The sequence below is a fragment of the Stenotrophomonas pavanii genome, from assembly GCF_900101175.1.
Lineage (GTDB): Bacteria > Pseudomonadota > Gammaproteobacteria > Xanthomonadales > Xanthomonadaceae > Stenotrophomonas > Stenotrophomonas pavanii.
In genome coordinates, this window is record NZ_FNFQ01000003.1 from 186142 (window position 1) to 205521 (window position 19380).

The following is a 19380-nucleotide window of genomic DNA, read 5'->3' on the forward strand; positions in this document are numbered from 1 at the left end:
CACCCACCATGAAGCTTGGTTCCTTGAAGGAAGGCGGCCGCGACGGCACCCTGATCGTTGTCTCGCGCGACCTGCGCCACGGCGTGCGCGCCACCGGCATTGCCGCCACCCTGCAGCAGGCTTTGGAGGACTGGAGCCACATCGCGCCGCGCCTGAACGCCCTGTACGAATCGCTCAACGCCGGTGACGCCGATGGCGTGTTCGACCTTGATCCGCAGGCGCTGGCTGCGCCGATGCCGCGCGCTTATGAATTCGTCGACGGCAGCGCCTACCTGCCGCACGTCGAGCGTGTGCGCCGTGCCCGTGGCGCCGAGGTGCCGGAGAGCTTCTACACCGATCCGCTGATGTACCAGGCCACCAGCGCCGGCTTCTACGGCCCGCGTGACGCGGTCAAGGTGGTCAGCGAGGACTACGGTATCGACCTGGAAGCGGAGATCGTGGTGATCACCGACGACGTGCCGATGGCGGCGACCCCGGAACAGGCCGCCGGCCACATCCAGTTGATCGGCCTGGTCAACGATGTCTCGCTGCGCAACCTGATCCCGGGCGAGCTGGCCAAGGGCTTCGGCTTCCTGCAGTCCAAGCCGCGCTCGGCGCTGTCGCCGGTGTTCGTCACCCCTGACGAGCTGGGCGCTGCGTGGCAGGACAGCAAGGTGCACCTGCCGCTGCTGACCCACATCAACGGCCAGTGGTTCGGTGCGCCGGAAGCGGGCGTGGACATGCAGTTCAATTTCGCCCAGCTGGTTTCGCATGCGGCCAAGACCCGTCCGCTGGGCGCTGGCACCATCGTCGGCTCCGGCACCATCGCCAACGAGGACACCAGCAAGGGCGCCTCGTGCTTCGCCGAGCAGCGCGTGGTGGAGACCCTGCGCGATGGCAAGCCGAGCACGCCGTTCATGTCCTTCGGCGACGTGGTCCGCATCGAGATGCTCGATGGCGCGGGCGACAGCATCTTCGGTGCGATCGAGCAGCGCATCGAACAGGCGGCCAGGCCCTGAGCATGGAGGCGGCGATGGAGATCCCGGTCGACGACGGCATCGTGCTGTACACCTACTGGCGATCCAGCGCCGCCTACCGCGTGCGCATCGGCCTGGAGCTGAAGGGCCTGGCCTGGGAGGCCCGGCCGGTGCATCTGGTGCGCGACGGTGGCGAGCAGCACCGGGATGCCTATCGGGCGCTCAACCCGCAGCAGCAGATACCGACCCTGCTGCATGAGGGACATGTGCTGACCCAGTCGCTGGCGATCCTCGAATACCTGGACGAGCGCTTTCCGCAGGTACCGCTGCTGCCGGCCGACGCCGCCGGCCGCGCGCGGGTGCGGGCGCTGGCCCAGCTGGTGGCCTGCGACATCCACCCGATCAACAACCTGCGGGTGATGCAGTACCTGGAACGCAGTCTGCAGCTGCCGGCCGATGCACGCACGCAGTGGACGCTGCACTGGATCGCCGAGGGCTTTGCAGCGATGGAAGCGCTGTTGGCCAACAGCCGTGACACCGGCGCCTTCTGTCATGGCGACCGCCCCGGCCTGGCCGACATCTGCCTGTTGCCGCAGCTGTACAACGCCCACCGCTTCGGCCTGGACCTGGCACCGTACCCGACCCTGCGCCGCATCGAAGCGGCCTGCCAAGCGCTGGACGCATTCGACCGCGCGCGCCCGGAACACCAGCTCGACGCCGCCTGAAAAAAAGGGGACGGAGGGGATTAAGTCGTATATGCACTTACGACTTAATCCCCTCCGTCCCCTTTCCGCCGCAAACGGGCCAGGTCATCGCGGAACACCCGGTAGGCGTCCTCGCGGCGCGCATCGTCGGCCTGCCGTAACACCCACGCCGGGTGCACGGTGGCGTAGCCGCGCGTGCCGTCTTCGAGGGTGTGCCAGCGTCCGCGGTCACGCGAGAGGTCGAAGTCACGACCGAATACCGAGGCTGCCGCTGTCGCGCCCAGGCACACGATCACCCGGGGCCGCACACGCGCGATCTCCCCCATCAGCCAGGGGCGGCAGGCCTGGATGTGGCGGCTTTCCGGTCGCTTGTGCAGCCGCACCTTGCCGCGCCGCTCATGGTGGAAGTGCTTCACCGCGTTGGTGAGGTACAGCTGGGCGCGATCGATTCCCAGCTCCGCCAGTGCGCGGTCCAGCACCTGGCCGGCGGGTCCTGCGAACGGCTGCCCGCGCAGATCTTCGGTGTCTCCAGGTTGTTCTCCGACCAGCATCACCTCGGCCCCTGCCGGCCCCTGCCCGAACACGGTCTGCGTGGCCTGCTCCCACAACGGGCACTGGCGGCAGGCGCTGGCCTGTCCGCGCAGATTGTCCAGACTGCTGGCATCGGTTGCCTGCGCCGCAGCGTTCGCACGTGGGCGAATCCTGCGTTGCGGCGCCTGCGCCGGCCGGTCATGCATCTCCTGCACGCGGTCGGCCGCATCGCGCACCAGGCGCGGCAGCAACTGTGCTTCAGGCAGATGGCGCCAGTACTTGGCCGGCATCTCCTGCATCATCATCCGAGTGTTGAGTCGCGCCGGATTGAAGATGCTGGCGTAGTAGGTCTGCCACAGCGACTCGCGTGCATCCTCGGCCGGGGCATCCTCGCGCCGTGCACCGGGGCCGAAGGCAAGCGCCTGCCCATCCCAGGCGACGCTGCGCGAAGGAGTGAGGATGGCCCAGCGCATGCCGGTGAAACGACGCGCGAAGAACGGCGCGACCCGGTCGACGATGTGGTGCTGTGGCTCGAACCAGGCGATGAACGCATCAGGCTGGCCAGGCACCTCGCGGAAGCGCACGAATGCCTTCATCTTGTGCGTGTCACGGCGGACGGCCTGGGCAAGGGCCGTCGCGCGCAGGACATCGGCGTCGGCGGGGTTGCTCAGCACTGATCGCTCGCCATGGGCGATGCGCCACAGCAGGCGATACAGCAAGGCCAGGCGCTGGGGATCGCGATGGCACAGGCAGGTGGCCGCCAGTTCCAGGAAGTCACGTGGAACGTTGGGTGCTCCGGCATCGGCAAGTATCGGCGCCTGCTGTACGGCCGGCGCATCCAGCAGCGAGGTGTCGCTCCCTTCCAGCCAGTCCAGTTGAGGCGGGGCCACGCCGCGCAGCAACGCTTCGCGCGCAGCATCGCGCCAGGCCTGCAGCGACCACGGCGGATCCACCCGCAGCGACCAGCGCTGCGCGTCAGGATGCAGACGGGGCATCGAACAGCGAACCCTGGCGCGGAGGCGGGGCCAGCTGCGCGCGCAGCGCCGCCGGATCGTCCAGTGCTTTGCGCGGGTGATGGTCGGCCAGCAGCACGAACGGCAGCAGCTTGCTCATCGGTGCTTTCAGGCGCGCGATGTCGGCCACGCGCAGCCGCCCGTGGCGGCGTGCCATCAGCACGCGCTTGACGTTGCGCACGCCAAGGCCGGGCACGCGCAGCAGCATTTCCTTCGGTGCCCGGTTCAGATCGACCGGAAAGCGCTCGGGATGGCGGATCGCCCAGGCCATCTTGGGGTCGATATCCAGGTCGAGCATGCCGTCCCGGGTGGTATCGGTAATCTCATCCACGCCGTAGCCGTAGAAGCGCAGCAGCCAGTCAGCCTGGTAGAGGCGATGTTCGCGCTGCAGCGGTGGCGGCTGCAGTGGCAGCTGCCGGCTGGCGTCCGGAATCGGGCTGAACGCGGAGTAGTAGACCCGGCGCATGCGGTAGTTGCCGTACAGGCTGTCGGCGCTGGCCAGGATCTGCTGGTCGTTTGCCCCGTCCGCGCCGACGATCATCTGGGTGCTCTGCCCGGCCGGTGCGAAACGGGGAGGGCGCGGGCGAGCGCTGCGGCTGGCCGTCGGTGCCACCGCTGCGGGGGCCTTGCGAGCTTCCTTGGCTTCCTCGATGCGCCAGCGCAGTTCGCCCATCGCGCCACGGATCGAATGCACCGTCTTCTCCGGCGCCAAGGCGCTCAGGCCGGCTTCGGTGGGCAGTTCCACGTTGATGGACAGGCGGTCGGCATAGCGCCCGGCACTGGCCAGCAGTTCCGGCGAGGCCTCGGGAATGGTCTTGAGGTGGATGTAGCCGGCGTAGCGGTGTTCTTCGCGCAGCTGCCGGGCCACTTCCACCATCTGTTCCATGGTGTAGTCCGCATTGCGGATGATGCCGCTGGACAGGAACAGGCCCTCGATGTAGTTGCGCTTGTAGAAGTCCAGGGTGAGCGTGACCACCTCGTCCACGCTGAAGCGCGCGCGGGCCACGTTGCTGGAGACCCGGTTCACGCAATAGGCGCAGTCGTAAATGCAGAAGTTGGTCAGCAGGATCTTCAGCAACGACACGCAGCGGCCATCGGGCGTGTAGCTGTGGCAGATGCCCATGCCCTCGGTGCTGCCGATACCGCCACTGGCGCGCGAATCGCGCTTGCCCGAGCCGCTGGAGGCGCAGGAGGCATCGTACTTGGCGGCATCGGCCAGAATGGCCAGCTTGCGGATGGTTTCCATTGAAGAAACCTACGGATGACGGGTCTCATTGGATGAGACCGCCCCTGAATCCTTCAGAAAAAGGGGACGGAGGGGATTAAGTCGCAAGTGCACAAACGACTTAATCCCCTCCGTCCCCTTTTTCGTGGGATCAGAAGCCGTGGGTGATGCTGGGTGCGCCTGCCGAGAAATCCGCGTACGGGTCGTGCTCGCCGCTGCTGCCTTCGGACAGGCGGAACTTCAGGGCCAGGCCATCGCGCGAGTCCGCCGCGCGCAGCGCTTCCTCCTGCTCGATGGTGCCGGCCTTGGCCAGCCGGAACAGGCACTGGTCGAAGCTCTCCATGCCTTCTTCCAGCGAGGCTTCCATCGCGGCCTTGATTTCGTGCACCTGGCCGCGGCGCAGCAGGTCGCGGATCATCGGCGTGTTGATCAGCACCTCGGTGGCCGGCAGGCGTCGGCCCTCCTTGTTCTTCACCAGGCGCTGGCTGATCACTGCGCGCAGGTTCAGCGCCAGGTTCATCAGCACGTTCTTGTGCGCGCTTTCCGGGAAGAAGTTGAGGATGCGCTCGATGGTCTGGTCGGCGTTGTTGGAGTGCAGGGTCGCCAGGCACAGGTGGCCGGTCTCGGCGAAGGCGATCGCCGCCTCCATCGTTTCCGCATCCAGGATCTCGCCGATCAGGATCACGTCCGGCGCTTCGCGCATCGCGTTCTTCAGCGCGTTGTGGAAGGCATGGGTGTCCAGGCCGACCTCGCGCTGGTTGACGATCGACATCTTGTGCTTGTGCAGGTACTCGATCGGGTCCTCGATGGTGAGGATGTGGCCGGTGGTGGTGCTGTTGCGGTGGTCGATCATCGACGCCAGCGAGGTGGACTTGCCGGAGCCGGTGGACCCCACCACCAGCACCAGCCCGCGCGGGGTCATGATGACGTCCTTCAGCACCTGCGGAAGGTTCAGCTCCTCGATGCTCGGGATCCGGCTGCGGATGGCGCGGATGACCATGCCGACCTCGCCCCGCTGCTTGAACACGTTGACGCGGAAGCGCCCGGCGTCGGGCAGGGCGATGGCCATGTTGAGCTCGAGCTCGCGCTCGAACTGCGGCACCTGGCCCTCGTCCATCAGCGAGTAGGCAATCTTCTTCACCATGCCTGGCGGCAGGCCGGTGTTGCCCAGCGGATAGAGCTTCCCCTCGATCTTGATGTAGACCGGTGCCCCGGTGGTCAAAAACATGTCCGAAGCGTTCTTTTCGGTCATCAGCTTCAGGAAGTAGCCGATATCCATTGCGAATTTTCCCCAACGAAACGGCCGACGCCCGTTGCCAGCACGGTGTCGGCTTGACGACAATGGCCGCGAACCGACAACCGGTACGGCCTCCCCAATGAAACGACTTAGCTTCGCACGAATGCGCCATGGCCTGTATGTGATGGCGTTTGCATTCGCACTGTCTTCTCCCGCCTGGGCGCAGGACGCCGCCCTGGAACTGGCGCAGGCCCGGCAGGCGGTCGACAAGGCCACCCAGGCCGATGCCGACCAGTACGCCCCGGACCTGATCGGGCTGGCCCGGCAGGGGCTGGAGCAGGCCCAGCGCGCCGCGGGCGACCGCCGCGAGCGCAAGAATGCGCCGGCAATGGCCCTGCGCGCCGCCGCCGATGCCGACCTGGCCCGCGTCCGCAGCGAGGAAGCCACCGTCAGCGCGCAGCTTCAGCTGCGCCGCAACGAGGTCAACCAGCTGCAACGCCAGCTGTCGACCGGGGAGGATCGCCGGTGAAGCCGATGACCGCCGCAACCCTGGCCGCGCTGCTGGCGCTGCCGACCCTGGCCGTGGCCGCCGACAACCCGATGGTGGCGCAGCTGAGCCAGCGCCTGATGGCCATCCAGGCCAATCCGGATACCGCTGAGCTGGGCGCCTTCGAGCGCATGCAGGCGCAGCAGGCCATCGCGACCCTGGACAAGGCCAAGCGCCGTGACCAGGAGCTGGCCACCTACCTGGCCGAGCGCCGGGTGGAGATTGCCGAGACCGCAGTGCGCACTGCGCTGGCCGCGCGCGAGGTCGACCGCCTGGAGCGCACCCGCAGCGACCTGCTGATCGAGGCCAGCCGCCGCGACGCCGCCCGTGCCCGCCAGGAGGCCGAACAGCTGCGCATGCAGGCACAGATGCAGGCCGAGGAAGCCGAACGCCTGCGCCAGGCCGCCGAGGCCGAAACCCTGGCCCGACAGGACGCCGAAAACGCCCTGACCAGCGTGGCCGGCAAGCAGCAGCAGCGCCTCAGCGCCGCCCAGCAGAACGCCGCCAGGCTGGCCCGCGAGGAGGCCGAGCTGGTGTCGGGCCAGAAGCTGCCGGGTTCGAAGTTCGATGCGCGCGGTGAGGTCTTCACCTTCGGCGGCGACGCGTTCGCTGCAGGTGCGTCCAGCCTGTCTGGCGGCGCCCGCAACCAGGCCAAGGCGCTCGCCGAGTACCTGAACATCGGCAAGAAGGGCCGCCTGCGCATCGAGGCCTACGACAGTGCCAACGGCGTGGGCCAGAAGCGTGCCGAAGCGTTGCGCGACGCCCTGGTCGCGGCCGGTGTCGCCAGTAACCGCATCCAGGTCAGCGGCAAGAAGGCTGCCTCCACCCGGGCGCGCTCGGCCGAGGTCATCATCGCGCCGTAATGCATTGATATTGTTTGTTTTTCGTTGCAATGAGCATTCAGCCTGAACCCCGCCCCGGCGGGGTTCGGTCTTTTTGTCGCAGGGGTCTTGTACCCCGCCCTGAGCAGGCGTAGGGTCAATCGTCCGGGACGCAATGCCGCGGACCGGACGATGGGAGGGCCGGGCCGATGCAAGCAGGGCGCGAACCGCAGCAGATCGACGTGCGCAGGCCAGTGCCGCAGGTCGTTGCAGGCGTCCAGGTGGCCATCGACCGGCACTCCTCCATGAACAACGCCCCGTGCCTTGCGGCCGGGGCGTTCGTGTATCTGTCGAAGGAGGTCCATCATGTTTGAAGATCAGCCCCAGAGCGAGATCGACGCCCGTCGCGCGCGTGATCCGGAGTTCAGGGCACTCCATGACCAGCACCGCAAGTTGAACAAGAAGTGCATGGACGCGGAGTTGGGTGTACTCCCGATCGATGATGTCACCCTGGGTCGCATGAAGCGTGAGAAGCTGCTGGCCAAGCAACGTCTTCTGCGAATGTACGAAACACCGCTCCCAACGACGTCCCCCACGCTTTGACGCACTCCGTCGCGCCCGGAACGGCGTGACCCGGCCATCGATGGCCCGCCGGGCGCTTCTGCCCCGGCATCGCGGCACCGCCGATGAGGCGGCCGCGCCAAGGCACCACAGGCGGTGGTGCCTTGGTCTCCAGGCACCACTCACCGATGCGGGCGGTACCGGTCTCCTCGTCGATCCGGGGCCGCCCGCATCCCTTTACGGGGCCGGCGGGCGGCATCTCCGCGCCGACCTGACATTCAGCGCCATCCGTCGGATAATCATCGGTCCGGCCCTGCGTGGCGCGAATCGAAAGTCCTCCGAATGCCCATCCATTCTTCCGTCCTCGAACTCATCGGCCAGACCCCGATCGTCAAGGCCCAGCGCCTGGACACCGGTGTCTGCGAGCTCTACCTGAAGCTGGAGAGCGCCAATCCGGGCGGATCGATCAAGGATCGCATCGGCCTGTCGATGATCGAGGCGGCGGAGCAGCGGGGTGACCTGAAGCCGGGCGCGACCCTGGTCGAGGGTACCGCCGGCAACACCGGCCTGGGCCTGGCACTGGTGGCCCAGCAGAAGGGGTACAAGCTCATCCTGGTTGTTCCCGACAAGATGAGCCGGGAAAAGATCTTCAACCTGAAGGCGATGGGCGCCGAAGTGCGCCTGACCCGTTCGGACGTCGCCAAGGGCCACCCGGAGTACTACCAGGACCTGGCCAAGACCATCGCCGAGCAGACCCCGGGTGCCTACTTCATCAACCAGTTCGGCAACCCGGACAACCCGGCCGCGCATGAGTTCGGCACCGGCCCGGAGATCCTCGAGCAGATGGGCGGCGACCTCGACGCCATCGTGTTCGGCTGCGGCAGCTCCGGCACCATGACCGGCCTGTCGCGCGCGTTCGCCAGGCTGTCGCCGAAGACCGAGCTGGTGCTGGCCGATCCGGTCGGCTCGATCCTTGCCGAATACATCAACGATGGCGTGCTCAACGACAAGTCGGGCAGCTGGCTGGTGGAAGGCATCGGCGAGGACTTCCTGCCGTCGATTTCCGACTTCAGCCGCGTCAAGAAGGCTTATGCGATCAGCGATGCCGAGAGCTTCCATACCGCGCGCGAGCTGCTGGGCAAGGAAGGCATCCTCGGCGGTTCGTCCACCGGCACCCTGCTGGCCGCGGCACTGAAGTACTGCAAGGAGCAGACCACCCCGAAGAAGGTGCTGGTGCTGGTCTGCGATACCGGCAACAAGTACCTGTCGAAGATGTACAACGACTACTGGATGCTGGACAACGGCTTCCTGCAGCGCCCGCAGCACGGCGACCTGCGCGACCTGATCCTGCGCCCGTACGGCCAGCGCGACACCGTGGTGATCGGCCCGAACGACCTGCTGACCACCGCCTACCAGCGCATGAAGCTGTACGACGTGTCGCAGCTGCCGGTGATGGACGGTGACCAGCTGGTCGGCATCGTCGACGAAAGCGACGTGCTGCTGCATGTCTATGGCGATGAAGCGCGCTTCCGAGACACCGTGGCCACCGCGATGGTCAGCAAGCTGGACCGGCTGGACGTGAAGTCGCCGATCGAGGCCCTGCTGCCGGTGTTCGACCGCGGCCAGGTGGCGATCGTGATGGACGGTGACGCCTTCCTCGGCCTGATCACCCGCATCGACCTGCTGAACTATCTGCGCCGTCGCGTGCAGTAAGCCGCGGATCGCTGCAGATCGCCACTGAATTCCGGTTTATTTGCGTCAAAGCTTGTTAAGGCTGCGCTGATAGACTCCCGATCCTTTGACGGCGCCGCACGTCGGCGCCATTCAGGAAACGACATGTCCAATTCCTCTTCGCCCGACCGCGCGCTGGCCCTGGCCACGCTGGCCATCCACGGTGGCCAGTCGCCCGATCCCAGCACCGGTGCGGTGATGCCGCCGATCTACGCCACCTCGACCTATGCCCAGTCCAGCCCGGGCGAGCACCAGGGCTTCGAGTACTCGCGTACCCACAACCCGACCCGCTTCGCCTATGAGCGCTGCGTGGCCTCGCTGGAAGGCGGTACCCGCGGCTTCGCCTTTGCTTCCGGCATGGCGGCCAGCTCGACCGTGATCGAGCTGCTGGACGCCGGCAGCCACGTGGTGGCGATGGACGATATCTACGGCGGCAGTTTCCGCCTGTTCGAGCGCGTGCGCCGCCGCACCGCCGGGCTGGACTTCAGCTTCGTCGACCTGACCGATCTGGCGGCATTTGAAGCTGCCATCACGTCGAAGACGAAGATGGTGTGGATCGAGACCCCGACCAACCCGATGCTGAAGATCGTCGACATCGCTGCGGTGGCCGCCATCGCCAAGCGCCACGGCCTGATCGTGGTGGTCGACAACACCTTTGCCTCGCCGATGCTGCAGCGCCCGCTGGAGCTGGGCGCGGACCTGGTCCTGCATTCGGCCACCAAGTACCTCAACGGTCACTCGGACATGGTCGGCGGCATGGTCGTGGTCGGTGATGATGCCGACCTGGCCGAGCAGATGGCGTTCCTGCAGAACTCGGTGGGTGGTGTGCAGGGGCCGTTCGACAGCTTCCTCGCCCTGCGCGGCCTGAAGACCCTCCCGCTGCGGATGAAGGCACACTGCGCCAACGCGCTGGCGCTGGCACAGTGGCTGGAAAAGCACCCGGCGGTGGAAAAAGTGATCTACCCGGGCCTGCCCTCGCACCCGCAGCATGAGCTGGCCGGCAAGCAGATGGCCGGCTTCGGTGGCATCGTCTCGATCGTGCTGAAGGGCGGGTTCGAGGCGGCCAAGCGCTTCTGCGAGAAGACCGAGCTGTTCACCCTGGCCGAGTCGCTGGGCGGCGTGGAAAGCCTGGTGAACCATCCGGCGGTGATGACGCATGCCTCGATCCCGGTCGCGCGCCGGGAGCAGCTGGGGATCAGCGATGCGCTGGTGCGGCTGAGCGTGGGTGTGGAGGAGCTGGGGGATCTGCAGGTGGATCTGGAACGCGCACTGTCGGCAGGGAACCGCTGATCCATGCAGAAGCATGCCAATCTCCTGTTCCTGTTCCGCCAGTTGCTTGGGCGTGAGTTGGCAGCACGGTACCGCACCACCACGTTGGGTGTCCTCTGGCTGGTCCTGCAACCGTTGCTGATGCTATGCGTGTACACGCTGGTGTTCAGTGGCGTGTTCAAAGCGCGATGGGCGGGTGCCGAATCCACCGGCGACTTCGCGCTGATGCTGTTTGCAGGACTGGTACCGTTTACGCTGCTGTCGGAAGTGCTGATCACCGCACCGGGTATCATCGCCGGGCAGCCCAACTTCGTGAAGAAGGTGGTCTTCCCGTTGCCGGTGCTGTCGATGGTAAAGGTGGCCGCAGCGCTGACCACCGCCGGCATCGGCCTGACCATCCTGCTGGTCGCGCAGACCTGGCAGTCGGGGCTGCCGTCGGTATGGGCGCTGGCCTCGCCGCTGATCCTGCTGGAAATGACCCCGATGCTGCTTGCAATTGCCTGGTCGCTGTCGGCGCTGGGCGTCTACCTGCGCGACATCGGCCAGTTTGTCGGCATCCTCAGCAGCGTCCTGTTGTTCCTCAGCCCGATCTTCTTCCCGGCCCATGCGATGCCCGAGGCGGCAAGAGGCTTGGTGTACTTCAACCCCCTGGTCACGCCTATCGAACAGCTGCGCGCGGTGACGGTCCAGAACTCGGCCCCTGATCTGGCAGTACTGCTGCCGCACTTCCTGCTTTCCGTGGTGGCGGCGATGCTGGCCTACGCACTCTTCCGTCGCCTCTCGCGCGGCTTCTCGGACGTCCTATGAACAACCCGCAGACCACCACGTTGCAGGCCACGCCCGACGCGGCCATCGAAGTGCTGGGCGTGACCAAGGACTATCCGGTCTACGCCAACCCGCGCGACCGCCTGCTGTCGCTGCTCAAGCCTTCGGGTGACCGTGCCAGCCGCACTTTCAGAGCGTTGGATGGCATCAACCTGGTCGTGCCGAAGGGCGAGACGGTCGGCATCATCGGTCGCAACGGCGCCGGCAAATCGACCCTTCTGCAGATCCTGTGTGGCACGGTACGCCCGACGTCCGGCACGGTCAGCATCCGCGGGCGCTTTGCGGCGCTGCTCGAACTGGGGGCCGGTTTCAATCCGGATTTCTCTGGCCGCGACAACGTGTACCTGAGTGCGTCATTGCTGGGCCTGAGCCGCAAGGAAGTGGACGACAAGCTGCAGTCCATCATTGACTTCGCCGATATCGGTGATTTCTTCGACCGGCCGGTCAAGACCTATTCCAGCGGCATGTACGTGCGCTTGGCGTTCTCGGTGGCCATCCACACCGAACCGGATGTGCTGATCATCGACGAAGCACTGTCGGTGGGTGACATCCGCTTCCAGATGAAATGCCTTTCGCGCATCGAACAGATTCGTGCACGCGGCGCCACCATTCTGTTCGTGTCGCATTCGCTCGAGCAGGTCAAGCGCTTCTGCCAGACCGCGCTGTGGCTGGAAGGTGGCAAGGTCAAGCTGCACGGCGAAGCCAGCTTCGTGGCTGACCGTTTCCGCGACTACGAACTGGGCAAGGACCTGGCTGTTACGCAGGATGCCGAAGTGCGCCAGGCACCCGCCCCGGGCAGCATCCCCGCGCATCTTGAAACGGTTGCGCTGAGCACCGATATGCTGGCCCCGTTCGAGCCGCTGACAGTGGACATCAGTTACACCGTCGGCGATGAGGTGGTCGATGGCCTGCTGCTCGGCGTAGCGATCAAGGGCATGGACGGCCTGCATATCTTTGGCCCCAACACCTATCTTGAGCGGGTGGTGATTCCCACCTCACGAGGGTCGCACCGCGTCAGCTACTGCATCCCGTCGATGACCCTGCTGACCGGCAGCTACCGCGTTGATGTGGGACTGTTCACCGACAAGGGCCTGGTCTGCCTGGATTATCTGTCCGAAGCCAGTGTCTTCACCGTGGCTGCGCCCTACTTCAGTGAGGGCGTGGTCTATATCCCGCATGAGTGGAAGGTCCATGACCCCGACGCTGCTTGAAATTCCCTTTGACCATTACCAGCGCTACGGTGCGGCGACGCATCTGCTGCAGGCGCTGGATCTGCCCGCGCCGCGGGTGCTGGAAGTAGGGGCCAACCGTCAGCGTCTGCTCGGGCAGTTCCTGCCCCAGGCAACGTTCCTGTACACCGACCTGCATGCGGAAGGGGACGAGAAGGACTTCGTGGTGGCTGACGCCACCGCGCTGCCGTTCCCCGAGCAGGGCTTCGACGCCGTCGTATCGCTGGATGTGCTCGAGCATATTCCCGCGCCCCTGCGTGCCAAGGCCGCGGCCGAGATGGCGCGTGTCGCCAGCCGTGCGGTCATCGTCGGCTTCCCGCCGGACCAGCCGTGGGTGCGCGACGCTGAAGTCGATGCGAATGGTCGTTGGCACGAGCTGTTCGGCGAGGACTACGTCTGGCTGCAGGAGCACAAGGAATTCGGCCTGGTCGACACCGCCGAGATCGTGGCCGCGTTTGAAGGCGCCGGCATGACGGTGCTGCGCTTCGGTCAGGGCAATGCAACGTTGTGGTCGAGCCTGATGGGTGCGCATTTCATCAAGGTGAAATTCCCCGAGCTGGAGCCGCTGGTCAGCGCCGCTGACCGGCTCTACAACAGCCGGGTGTTCGCCGGCGATCACAGCGACCAGCCTTATCGCGAATACTGCGTGGCGGTGCGCCTGCCCAGCGATGCAGCGCGCTTGCAGGCAAACCCGCCGTTCCGTGCCGACCTCGATGCGGAAGCGACTGCACTGCTGAGCGGTCTCGCCGGCGGCCTGCGCGAGCTGGCGACGCGTACCGCCAATTCCGAAAAGGAATGGGAATCCACGGCACGGCTGCTGGATGCCTACATCGCCGATCTTGCTGTGGCCAAGCGCGAGTGGGGTGCCACCGCAGCCTATGCGCAGCGGTTGCAGCAGGGCAAGGACGAGGCCGATGCTGATTGGCTGCAGCAACGCGACCAGTGGCAGCGGGCGCAGCTGGACTGGCAGCAGGCCGAGCGGGACTGGCAGCAGCGCCAGGCTGTGTGGCAGGCGCAGGAGCAGGCGCTTGAAGCGAGTGTGGCCGATGCGCAGCAGTCGCTGCAGAAGGCCCAGGAACGCATTGATGGGCTCATAGACGCATCTGAAGCCGCCCGTGCCCAGGCGCTCGACGTCGAGCGGCAGCTGGAGCAGAGGCTGCAACAGCGTGCGGCCGACTACATGCGTTCGCGCCAGAAGTGGAAGATCGCCATGATCGGACTGGGTGTAGGCGGTTTTGTGGCGGGAGTGCTGTTGGGTTGGGGTGTCCTGTGAAACGACGGGCCGACAAGGACGTGACCGTGCTGAATCAACGAGGTAATGCCTGATGTCCAAACTGGGTAATCTGATTCGCGGAATCTACTGGAGCATTCGTCGCGCAAAGGGGCAGGGCATTCCTGCCGGTACCATCATTTCCGCGCTCACGCGTGCCGCCCGCAAGGGGCCCAGGCATCTGGTCCGATCGATCCTTGCCTATGCCAATGGCTCACATGCTGTCGCAGCGGCGGTTACGCCGCCGGACATCTACGCCGAGTGGCTACGCCAGCAGGCGCAAGCGCCAGCACCGGCCGATGTCGGCCTGATCAGCGTCGTGATGCCTGTCTGCAACACGCCCGAGGTGTTCCTCCGTGAGGCTGTGGCCAGCGTCGAAGCGCAAACCTATCGCAACTGGGAGCTGTGCATCCACGACGACGCGTCTGATCAACCTCACGTTGCGCGCGTGCTGGACGAGCTGGCGCTGCGATTGCCGAACCTGCGTGTATCGCGCTCAAGTGAACGGCAGGGCATCGCTGCCACGACCAACGCTGCGGTGGCGCTGGCCAAGGGGCGCTGGATCACGTTCCTCGACCATGATGACCTTCTGGAGCCGGATGCACTGGCTGCGGTGGTTGCCTGCCACCAGGCCACTTCGGCCGGTGTCGTGTACACCGACCACGACGTGCTCGGCGAAGACGGTCGCCTCCGGCATCCGTATTTCAAGCCTGACTGGAATCTGGACCTGTTCCTGTCGCAGATGTATCTGGGGCATCTGGTGAGCTTTGACGCCGCGCTGATTCACCAGCTCGGTGGGCTGCGCAGCGACTGCGATGGCTCTCAGGATTACGACCTGGTGCTTCGCTGTGCGGCGGCTGGCGCCGCCATCGCGCACGTGCCCAAGGTGCTTTATCACTGGCGCGCACACGCCGGTTCCACCGCAGCCAATGCCGGCTCCAAGCCCTACGCACACCATGCAGGTCGCCGCGCGCTGCAGCAGCATGTGCAGACCACCCACCCGGGAGCGCAGGTGGACGATGGCGAGCAGTTGTTCTGCTACGACGTGCGCTACCCATACGCGGACAAGGGGCCCTTGGCCAGCATCATCATTCCCACCCGTGACGGCCTGGACCTGTTGCGTACCTGTGTGGAATCGCTGTACGCGAAGACGGACTACCGCGCCTTCGAGATCATCGTTGTCGACAATGGTTCAACCCAGGCTGAGACCCTGCAATGGCTGGAAGCGATGTCCCGCCGTGACAGCTTCCGGGTGATCCGCGCAGACGTACCGTTCAATTGGTCGGCACTGAACAACCTGGCTGCCCGCGAAGCGCGTGGCGAGGTGCTGGTCTTCCTCAACAACGATACCGAGATCATTGATGGACAGTGGCTGCAGCGGCTCGCCGAGAACGCGCTGCGGCCAGACGTTGGCGTGTGCGGTCCATTGCTTTTGTACGGCGATCGCACCATCCAGCATGCCGGCGTGGTGATCGGCATGGGTGGCTGGGCCGACCACGTCTTCAAGGGCGAGGCGCCCGTGCACAACCAGAATCTGTTCGTGTCACCGGTGTTGCAGCGCCAGGTGCTGGCCGTGACGGGCGCGTGCATGGTGGTGGCGCGTGACACGTTCGAGTCGCTGGGCGGGTTCGATGAGACCTTCATTGTGTGCGGCAGCGATGTGGAGCTGTGCCTGCGCGCGCATGCGCGTGGCTTGGCCACTGTGTACGTCGCACGTTCGGTGATGATCCACCACGAATCCAAGACGCGCGATCCGCGTGCGATTCCGGAAAGTGACTTCGTGCGCTCGGCCGAAGCGTACTCGCCGTATCGCGAAGAAGGCGATCCGTTCTTCAGCCCGAATCTGGATTACATGGCGTCTTCACCGCGCCTGCGCGGGAGCATGCAATGAGCCGCCTGGGTCACCTGTTGCGGCGCATTGCCGCACGCCTGGACGCAAGCGCTCCCGGTGTGCCCACGCCCAACACCCACGTTGCCGAGATCACCCCGTGCACGCCCCGGCATGATGACTGGCAGGACAAGCGGCTGAATCTGGTGCTGCCGTCGATCAACAAGCAGCATTACTTCGGCGGCATCCATACGGCCGTGCTGATCTACCGTGAGCTGTGCCGGCATTTCCCCGCATCTCGGATCGTGCTGGTCGACAGCTCACCGGATGAGGAAGCGCTTTCGCGCTTCTCCGACCACGTACTGGTGCCTGCGGACCAGATCTCCACGGCCATGCGGCAGATCGTGCCGTTCAGCGATCGCTACCAGAAGACCCTGCCGGTGGCCGGTGAGGACATCTGGGTGGCCACCGCCTGGTGGACAGCGTATGCAGCACAACGGATGTCGCATTGGCAGGGCGAAAACGGGGGCATTGATCGCCCGATGATCTATCTCATCCAGGACTTCGAGCCAGGGTTCTATGCATGGTCCAGCCAGTACGCATTGGCTTTGAGTACCTACCGCTGCGATCGTGACATCGGAATTTTCAATACGGGCCTGCTTGCCGACTTCTTTGAACAGCACGATCTGCGCTACGCGCAGCGCTCGGTGTTCGAGCCGGTGCTGCATGACGGCCTTCGCCCGGCCCTGCAACAGGTCCGCAATGCGCCGGCTGCGCGCGATCGCCGCATCGTGGTCTATGCGCGCCCTGGTACGCCGCGAAATGCGTTCGAGTTGATCTGTGAAGGATTGCGCCTGTGGGGATGGAAGGACGCACGTGCAGCACAGTGGGAGGTCGCCGCGCCCGGTGAACTGCAGTCCGACCTGGATCTGGGACCGTTCAGTCTGAAGGCCCTGGGCAAGTTGAACATCGATGCCTACGCTGAGCTCTTGTCCACTTCGGCCTTGGGACTGTCCTTGATGGTGTCGCCACATCCCAGCTATCCACCGCTGGAGATGGCCGCGTTCGGGATGGGCGTGGTCACCAATCGCTATGACAACAAGCGCCTGGACGAGACGACAGAGAACATCGTCTCGCTGGAATCGATGACTCCGGAGGCGATCTGTGCGGCATTGATCGCCCAGGTCGATGCATGCGAGCGGAGGCAGATGATGCCGGGTTTGATTGCAGGCCTTGAACATCCGCTCCTGCGCGCGGGAAGCTTCGACAGGATCGCCGAAGATGTAATGGACGCCTTGCGCCTTGAGGCGTGAGGTTGAAGATGGAATCTTGATTGTGAATGATGCCCCTGTGTGGCCGGTGCGCGGCCAGACCCTACGTGCCTACCTGTGGCCGGTCGTGATCCTGGTCCTGCTCGCCGTGCCGTTTGTGCACAGTGGTGCGCAGGCGCAGTTCCTGCTGCTGCTTGCCGCCGGTTTTGCCGGCATGGCGGGGCTGGGCGAGCTGGTCGCCCGGATGTTCCGGCTGGATGCAGTGTTGCAGTCGCCGGCGATCTTCGTGCGGGTGTTGCTCGGCCAGACAGGCTTGGTGGTGCTCTGGCTGCTGCTGGCACCGTTGACCTGGGTTTGGGGGCGGGTATTGGGCCTGCCTCTTGGTCTTTCCCTGATGTGCCTGGCCGTGGTCGCAGCTTCCGTCACCGTCATACGGCGGAAGCCGTGCGCGCCGGAGGCAAGCCAGGCGCACCGCCTCGGCGGCCCGGCATGGCTGCTGCTCGCTCTGTTGGCTGCGCTGGTGCTGCTCAAGGCGGCGACACACTACTCCCTGCGCGCCGGTGCCCTGGGCCTGGATACGCATCAGCACATTGCATTCGCCCTCGATCTGTTCAATGCGGGCTATCCGAAGCTGACTGCAGGTCATACAGATTGGCTGGAAAAGTACCCGAAAATGCTGCACTTGTTCGCAGCACTGTGGGCCTGGCCGGGGCTGGGTGCGCACATTGGCCCGTTCCTGAAGATCCAGCCGGTGCTGCAGGCGACACTGGCCGTGTTCGCATTCGTGGAAGTGATCTTCCTGTGGATGCGTGGGCGGGCGCTGTCCCATCCTGCGCAGGGCATGTGGTCGGCCCTGCTTACGGTGGTTCTGGGCTACGCCATCCTGCGTGGCACGATGTTCCTGTACCCGATGGACGATCTCAACAGCACCGGGCGGTTGGCGGCCTTCTCGACCCTGTTGTTGCCGGTCCTGTGCGCGATGCTCGCCTGGCTCGAGCCTGTCCGTTCGCTTCGTTCGTGGTTGCTGGCCTGGCTGAGCCTGCCGCTGGCCGGTGCCATGGCGGCCAAGCTCAACCCGTCGCTGGCGATTGCCTTTGTCAGTTTCAGTGTGCCGGCCTGGCTGGTGCTGATGACCCCGTTGTGGTGGCGTGCTCATGCGATGCGCGGCAAGGTTGCCGTGCCGCTGCTGGGCATGGTCGGCGGCGGCCTGCTCGGCGGCCTCTTGCTGGTCACCGATCCCTACTACCTGCAACTGCTGGCGGAAGCGCTGCCGCCAGTACGCCGGTTCGTGGAACAGACACTGGGCCTGCACATGCTGGCCACCCCGGCCGAACTCAGCCGCACCTCTGATGCGTTCCGCGAGCACATCGTGCAGGTACTGCGCTGGGAGCTGTGGTATGGCCCCCAACCCGGTTTCGGCATGCAGTATCTGCCCGAGTCGCAGCAGCTGATGGGGCAGCGGCTGTTGCCGATGACGCGCCTGCTGATTGCGATCACCTCCGTGCTTGCGGTGGCCATGCTGACCATCGCGCCTGAAGCGATCCGGCGCCGCCGCGCATTCTCGCTGCTGCTGGCTGCCCAGATCGCGTTGATCATTGCCGTGGCCGTGGCGCTTCGCGTGTCGAACATCACCACGCTTGCATTGGGGCACGAAACGCTTGAAGCCAGCCTGCTGAGTACGTACACGCAGCGCTACATCGGCCTGCTGAGCATGTACGCGGTGCTCCTGCACTGGTCCCTGCTGCTGGCGACGCTGGTGATGACTGCAGATGCGCTGCTGCAGTGGCGCTGCCCGGGGTTGCCAGCGCGGCGCTGGGTTCGCGTGCCGGTAAACGTGCTTGTGGGTGGTGTGGCGGTGGTGCTGGTTGCAGCCTTCGTCCTGGTGGATATCAAGGGAGTAACCCCGGCCGATCAGGGCTGGACGTTCCCGATCACCGAGGCGGACGTGCGTGCGTTCCGGCGCGCGGAGAGCCAACTGCCAGACGACGCGGTCGTGTTGGCGCCTGCCTATGCGATCGTGCTTAACGGACGCGAGGACTGGGTGCTGCCGTCGATGTATGTCACTCCCTATCTGCCGTTCGCCCAGCGTGATTACCTGTTCAACGTCAGGCTGGGTTCGGGCTACGGCTACTTCGCCAGGGACCTGCGTTCAATGTTCTGCCGTTCGCAGGCGGAGCAGACCCGTGCGATGCTCCGTCGAGCCGGAGTCACCCACCTGCTGGCACACCGCTTGCCGGGACAGAGTGATGCGCGGGTCATGGATGGGCAGTACTGTCTGACCGGTTACCGGCAATTGGGCGCCAGCGAAGAGCCGGTCGCCGTGGGCCCGGACGGGCTGGTGTTCTACCGGTTGGATCCGTGA

At 65.5% G+C, this 19380-nt stretch carries 16 protein-coding genes and 1 pseudogene; 14 read left to right on the forward strand and 3 right to left on the reverse strand.

The genetic code is table 11. The annotated features are described in order from the left end of the window. The first annotated feature begins 8 nt into the window (after positions 1-8). The gene (locus tag BLS66_RS07075) at positions 9-998 is read left to right on the forward strand and encodes a fumarylacetoacetate hydrolase family protein (protein WP_057494091.1); all 990 of its coding nucleotides are present in this window, start codon (positions 9-11) and stop codon (positions 996-998) included. A gap of 14 nt (positions 999-1012) precedes the next feature. Next, entirely contained in the window at positions 1013-1681 is a 669-nt protein-coding gene (gene maiA, locus BLS66_RS07080) for a maleylacetoacetate isomerase (RefSeq protein ID WP_074725516.1), read from the forward strand. Positions 1682-1725: 44 nt separating this feature from the next. Here the strand turns inward: maiA and BLS66_RS07085 are convergent, their stop codons facing one another. The 3 genes from BLS66_RS07085 to BLS66_RS07095 all read right to left on the reverse strand — a co-directional run bounded on the left by BLS66_RS07085 (position 1726) and on the right by BLS66_RS07095 (position 5708). Next, positions 1726-3186, reverse strand: a complete 1461-nt coding sequence (locus BLS66_RS07085; protein WP_074725517.1) for a UdgX family uracil-DNA binding protein — start codon at positions 3184-3186, stop codon at positions 1726-1728. Beyond that, a complete protein-coding gene (locus tag BLS66_RS07090) occupies positions 3167-4450 on the reverse strand; it encodes a putative DNA modification/repair radical SAM protein (RefSeq protein ID WP_074725518.1) in 1284 nt (427 codons plus the stop codon). The genes BLS66_RS07085 and BLS66_RS07090 overlap by 20 nt, the downstream gene beginning before the upstream one ends. 130 nt (positions 4451-4580) lie before the next feature. Further along, the gene (locus BLS66_RS07095; protein WP_049416904.1) at positions 4581-5708 is read right to left on the reverse strand and encodes a PilT/PilU family type 4a pilus ATPase; all 1128 of its coding nucleotides are present in this window, start codon (positions 5706-5708) and stop codon (positions 4581-4583) included. Between the two features lie 121 nt (positions 5709-5829). On the opposite strand from BLS66_RS07095, the gene BLS66_RS07100 reads away from it, so the two are divergent. The 12 genes and pseudogenes from BLS66_RS07100 to BLS66_RS07150 all read left to right on the forward strand — a co-directional run bounded on the left by BLS66_RS07100 (position 5830) and on the right by BLS66_RS07150 (position 19380). After that, on the forward strand, positions 5830-6195 hold the full coding sequence (locus BLS66_RS07100; RefSeq protein ID WP_074725519.1) for a DUF4398 domain-containing protein: 366 nt from the start codon (positions 5830-5832) through the stop codon (positions 6193-6195). Then, positions 6192-7076, forward strand: a complete 885-nt coding sequence (locus tag BLS66_RS07105) for an OmpA family protein (protein ID WP_083348140.1) — start codon at positions 6192-6194, stop codon at positions 7074-7076. Before BLS66_RS07100 ends, BLS66_RS07105 begins: the two co-directional genes overlap by 4 nt. A gap of 324 nt (positions 7077-7400) precedes the next feature. Next, positions 7401-7637, forward strand: a complete 237-nt coding sequence (locus BLS66_RS07110; protein ID WP_005407964.1) for an HP1242/YdcH family protein — start codon at positions 7401-7403, stop codon at positions 7635-7637. 300 nt (positions 7638-7937) lie between these two features. Then, entirely contained in the window at positions 7938-9308 is a 1371-nt protein-coding gene (locus BLS66_RS07115; protein WP_049416902.1) for a pyridoxal-phosphate dependent enzyme, read from the forward strand. Positions 9309-9431: 123 nt separating this feature from the next. Beyond that, complete coding sequence (locus BLS66_RS07120) at positions 9432-10616, forward strand: cystathionine gamma-synthase (RefSeq protein WP_074725520.1); 1185 nt, start codon at positions 9432-9434, stop codon at positions 10614-10616. Positions 10617-10619: 3 nt separating this feature from the next. Further along, on the forward strand, positions 10620-11402 hold the full coding sequence (locus tag BLS66_RS07125) for an ABC transporter permease (RefSeq protein WP_074725521.1): 783 nt from the start codon (positions 10620-10622) through the stop codon (positions 11400-11402). After that, positions 11399-12631: an ABC transporter ATP-binding protein gene (locus tag BLS66_RS07130; protein WP_074725522.1), complete on the forward strand. Its 1233-nt coding sequence runs from the start codon at positions 11399-11401 to the stop codon at positions 12629-12631. Before BLS66_RS07125 ends, BLS66_RS07130 begins: the two co-directional genes overlap by 4 nt. Continuing rightward, positions 12612-12881, forward strand: a pseudogene (locus BLS66_RS21055) (class I SAM-dependent methyltransferase); the annotation flags it as partial. The gene BLS66_RS07130 and the pseudogene BLS66_RS21055, both read left to right, overlap by 20 nt. A 45-nt stretch (positions 12882-12926) precedes the next feature. Continuing rightward, positions 12927-13922: a wsae gene (locus BLS66_RS07135; RefSeq protein ID WP_244152971.1), complete on the forward strand. Its 996-nt coding sequence runs from the start codon at positions 12927-12929 to the stop codon at positions 13920-13922. A 319-nt stretch (positions 13923-14241) separates the two neighbouring features. Then, on the forward strand, positions 14242-15810 hold the full coding sequence (locus BLS66_RS07140) for a glycosyltransferase family 2 protein (RefSeq protein WP_341860462.1): 1569 nt from the start codon (positions 14242-14244) through the stop codon (positions 15808-15810). After that, positions 15807-17060: a rhamnosyltransferase WsaF family glycosyltransferase gene (locus tag BLS66_RS07145; RefSeq protein WP_143025134.1), complete on the forward strand. Its 1254-nt coding sequence runs from the start codon at positions 15807-15809 to the stop codon at positions 17058-17060. The genes BLS66_RS07140 and BLS66_RS07145 overlap by 4 nt, the downstream gene beginning before the upstream one ends. After that, positions 17050-19380 carry a hypothetical protein gene (locus BLS66_RS07150; RefSeq protein WP_208596516.1) on the forward strand — a complete coding sequence of 777 codons (2331 nt, stop codon included), beginning with the start codon at positions 17050-17052 and terminating at the stop codon, positions 19378-19380. The genes BLS66_RS07145 and BLS66_RS07150 overlap by 11 nt, the downstream gene beginning before the upstream one ends.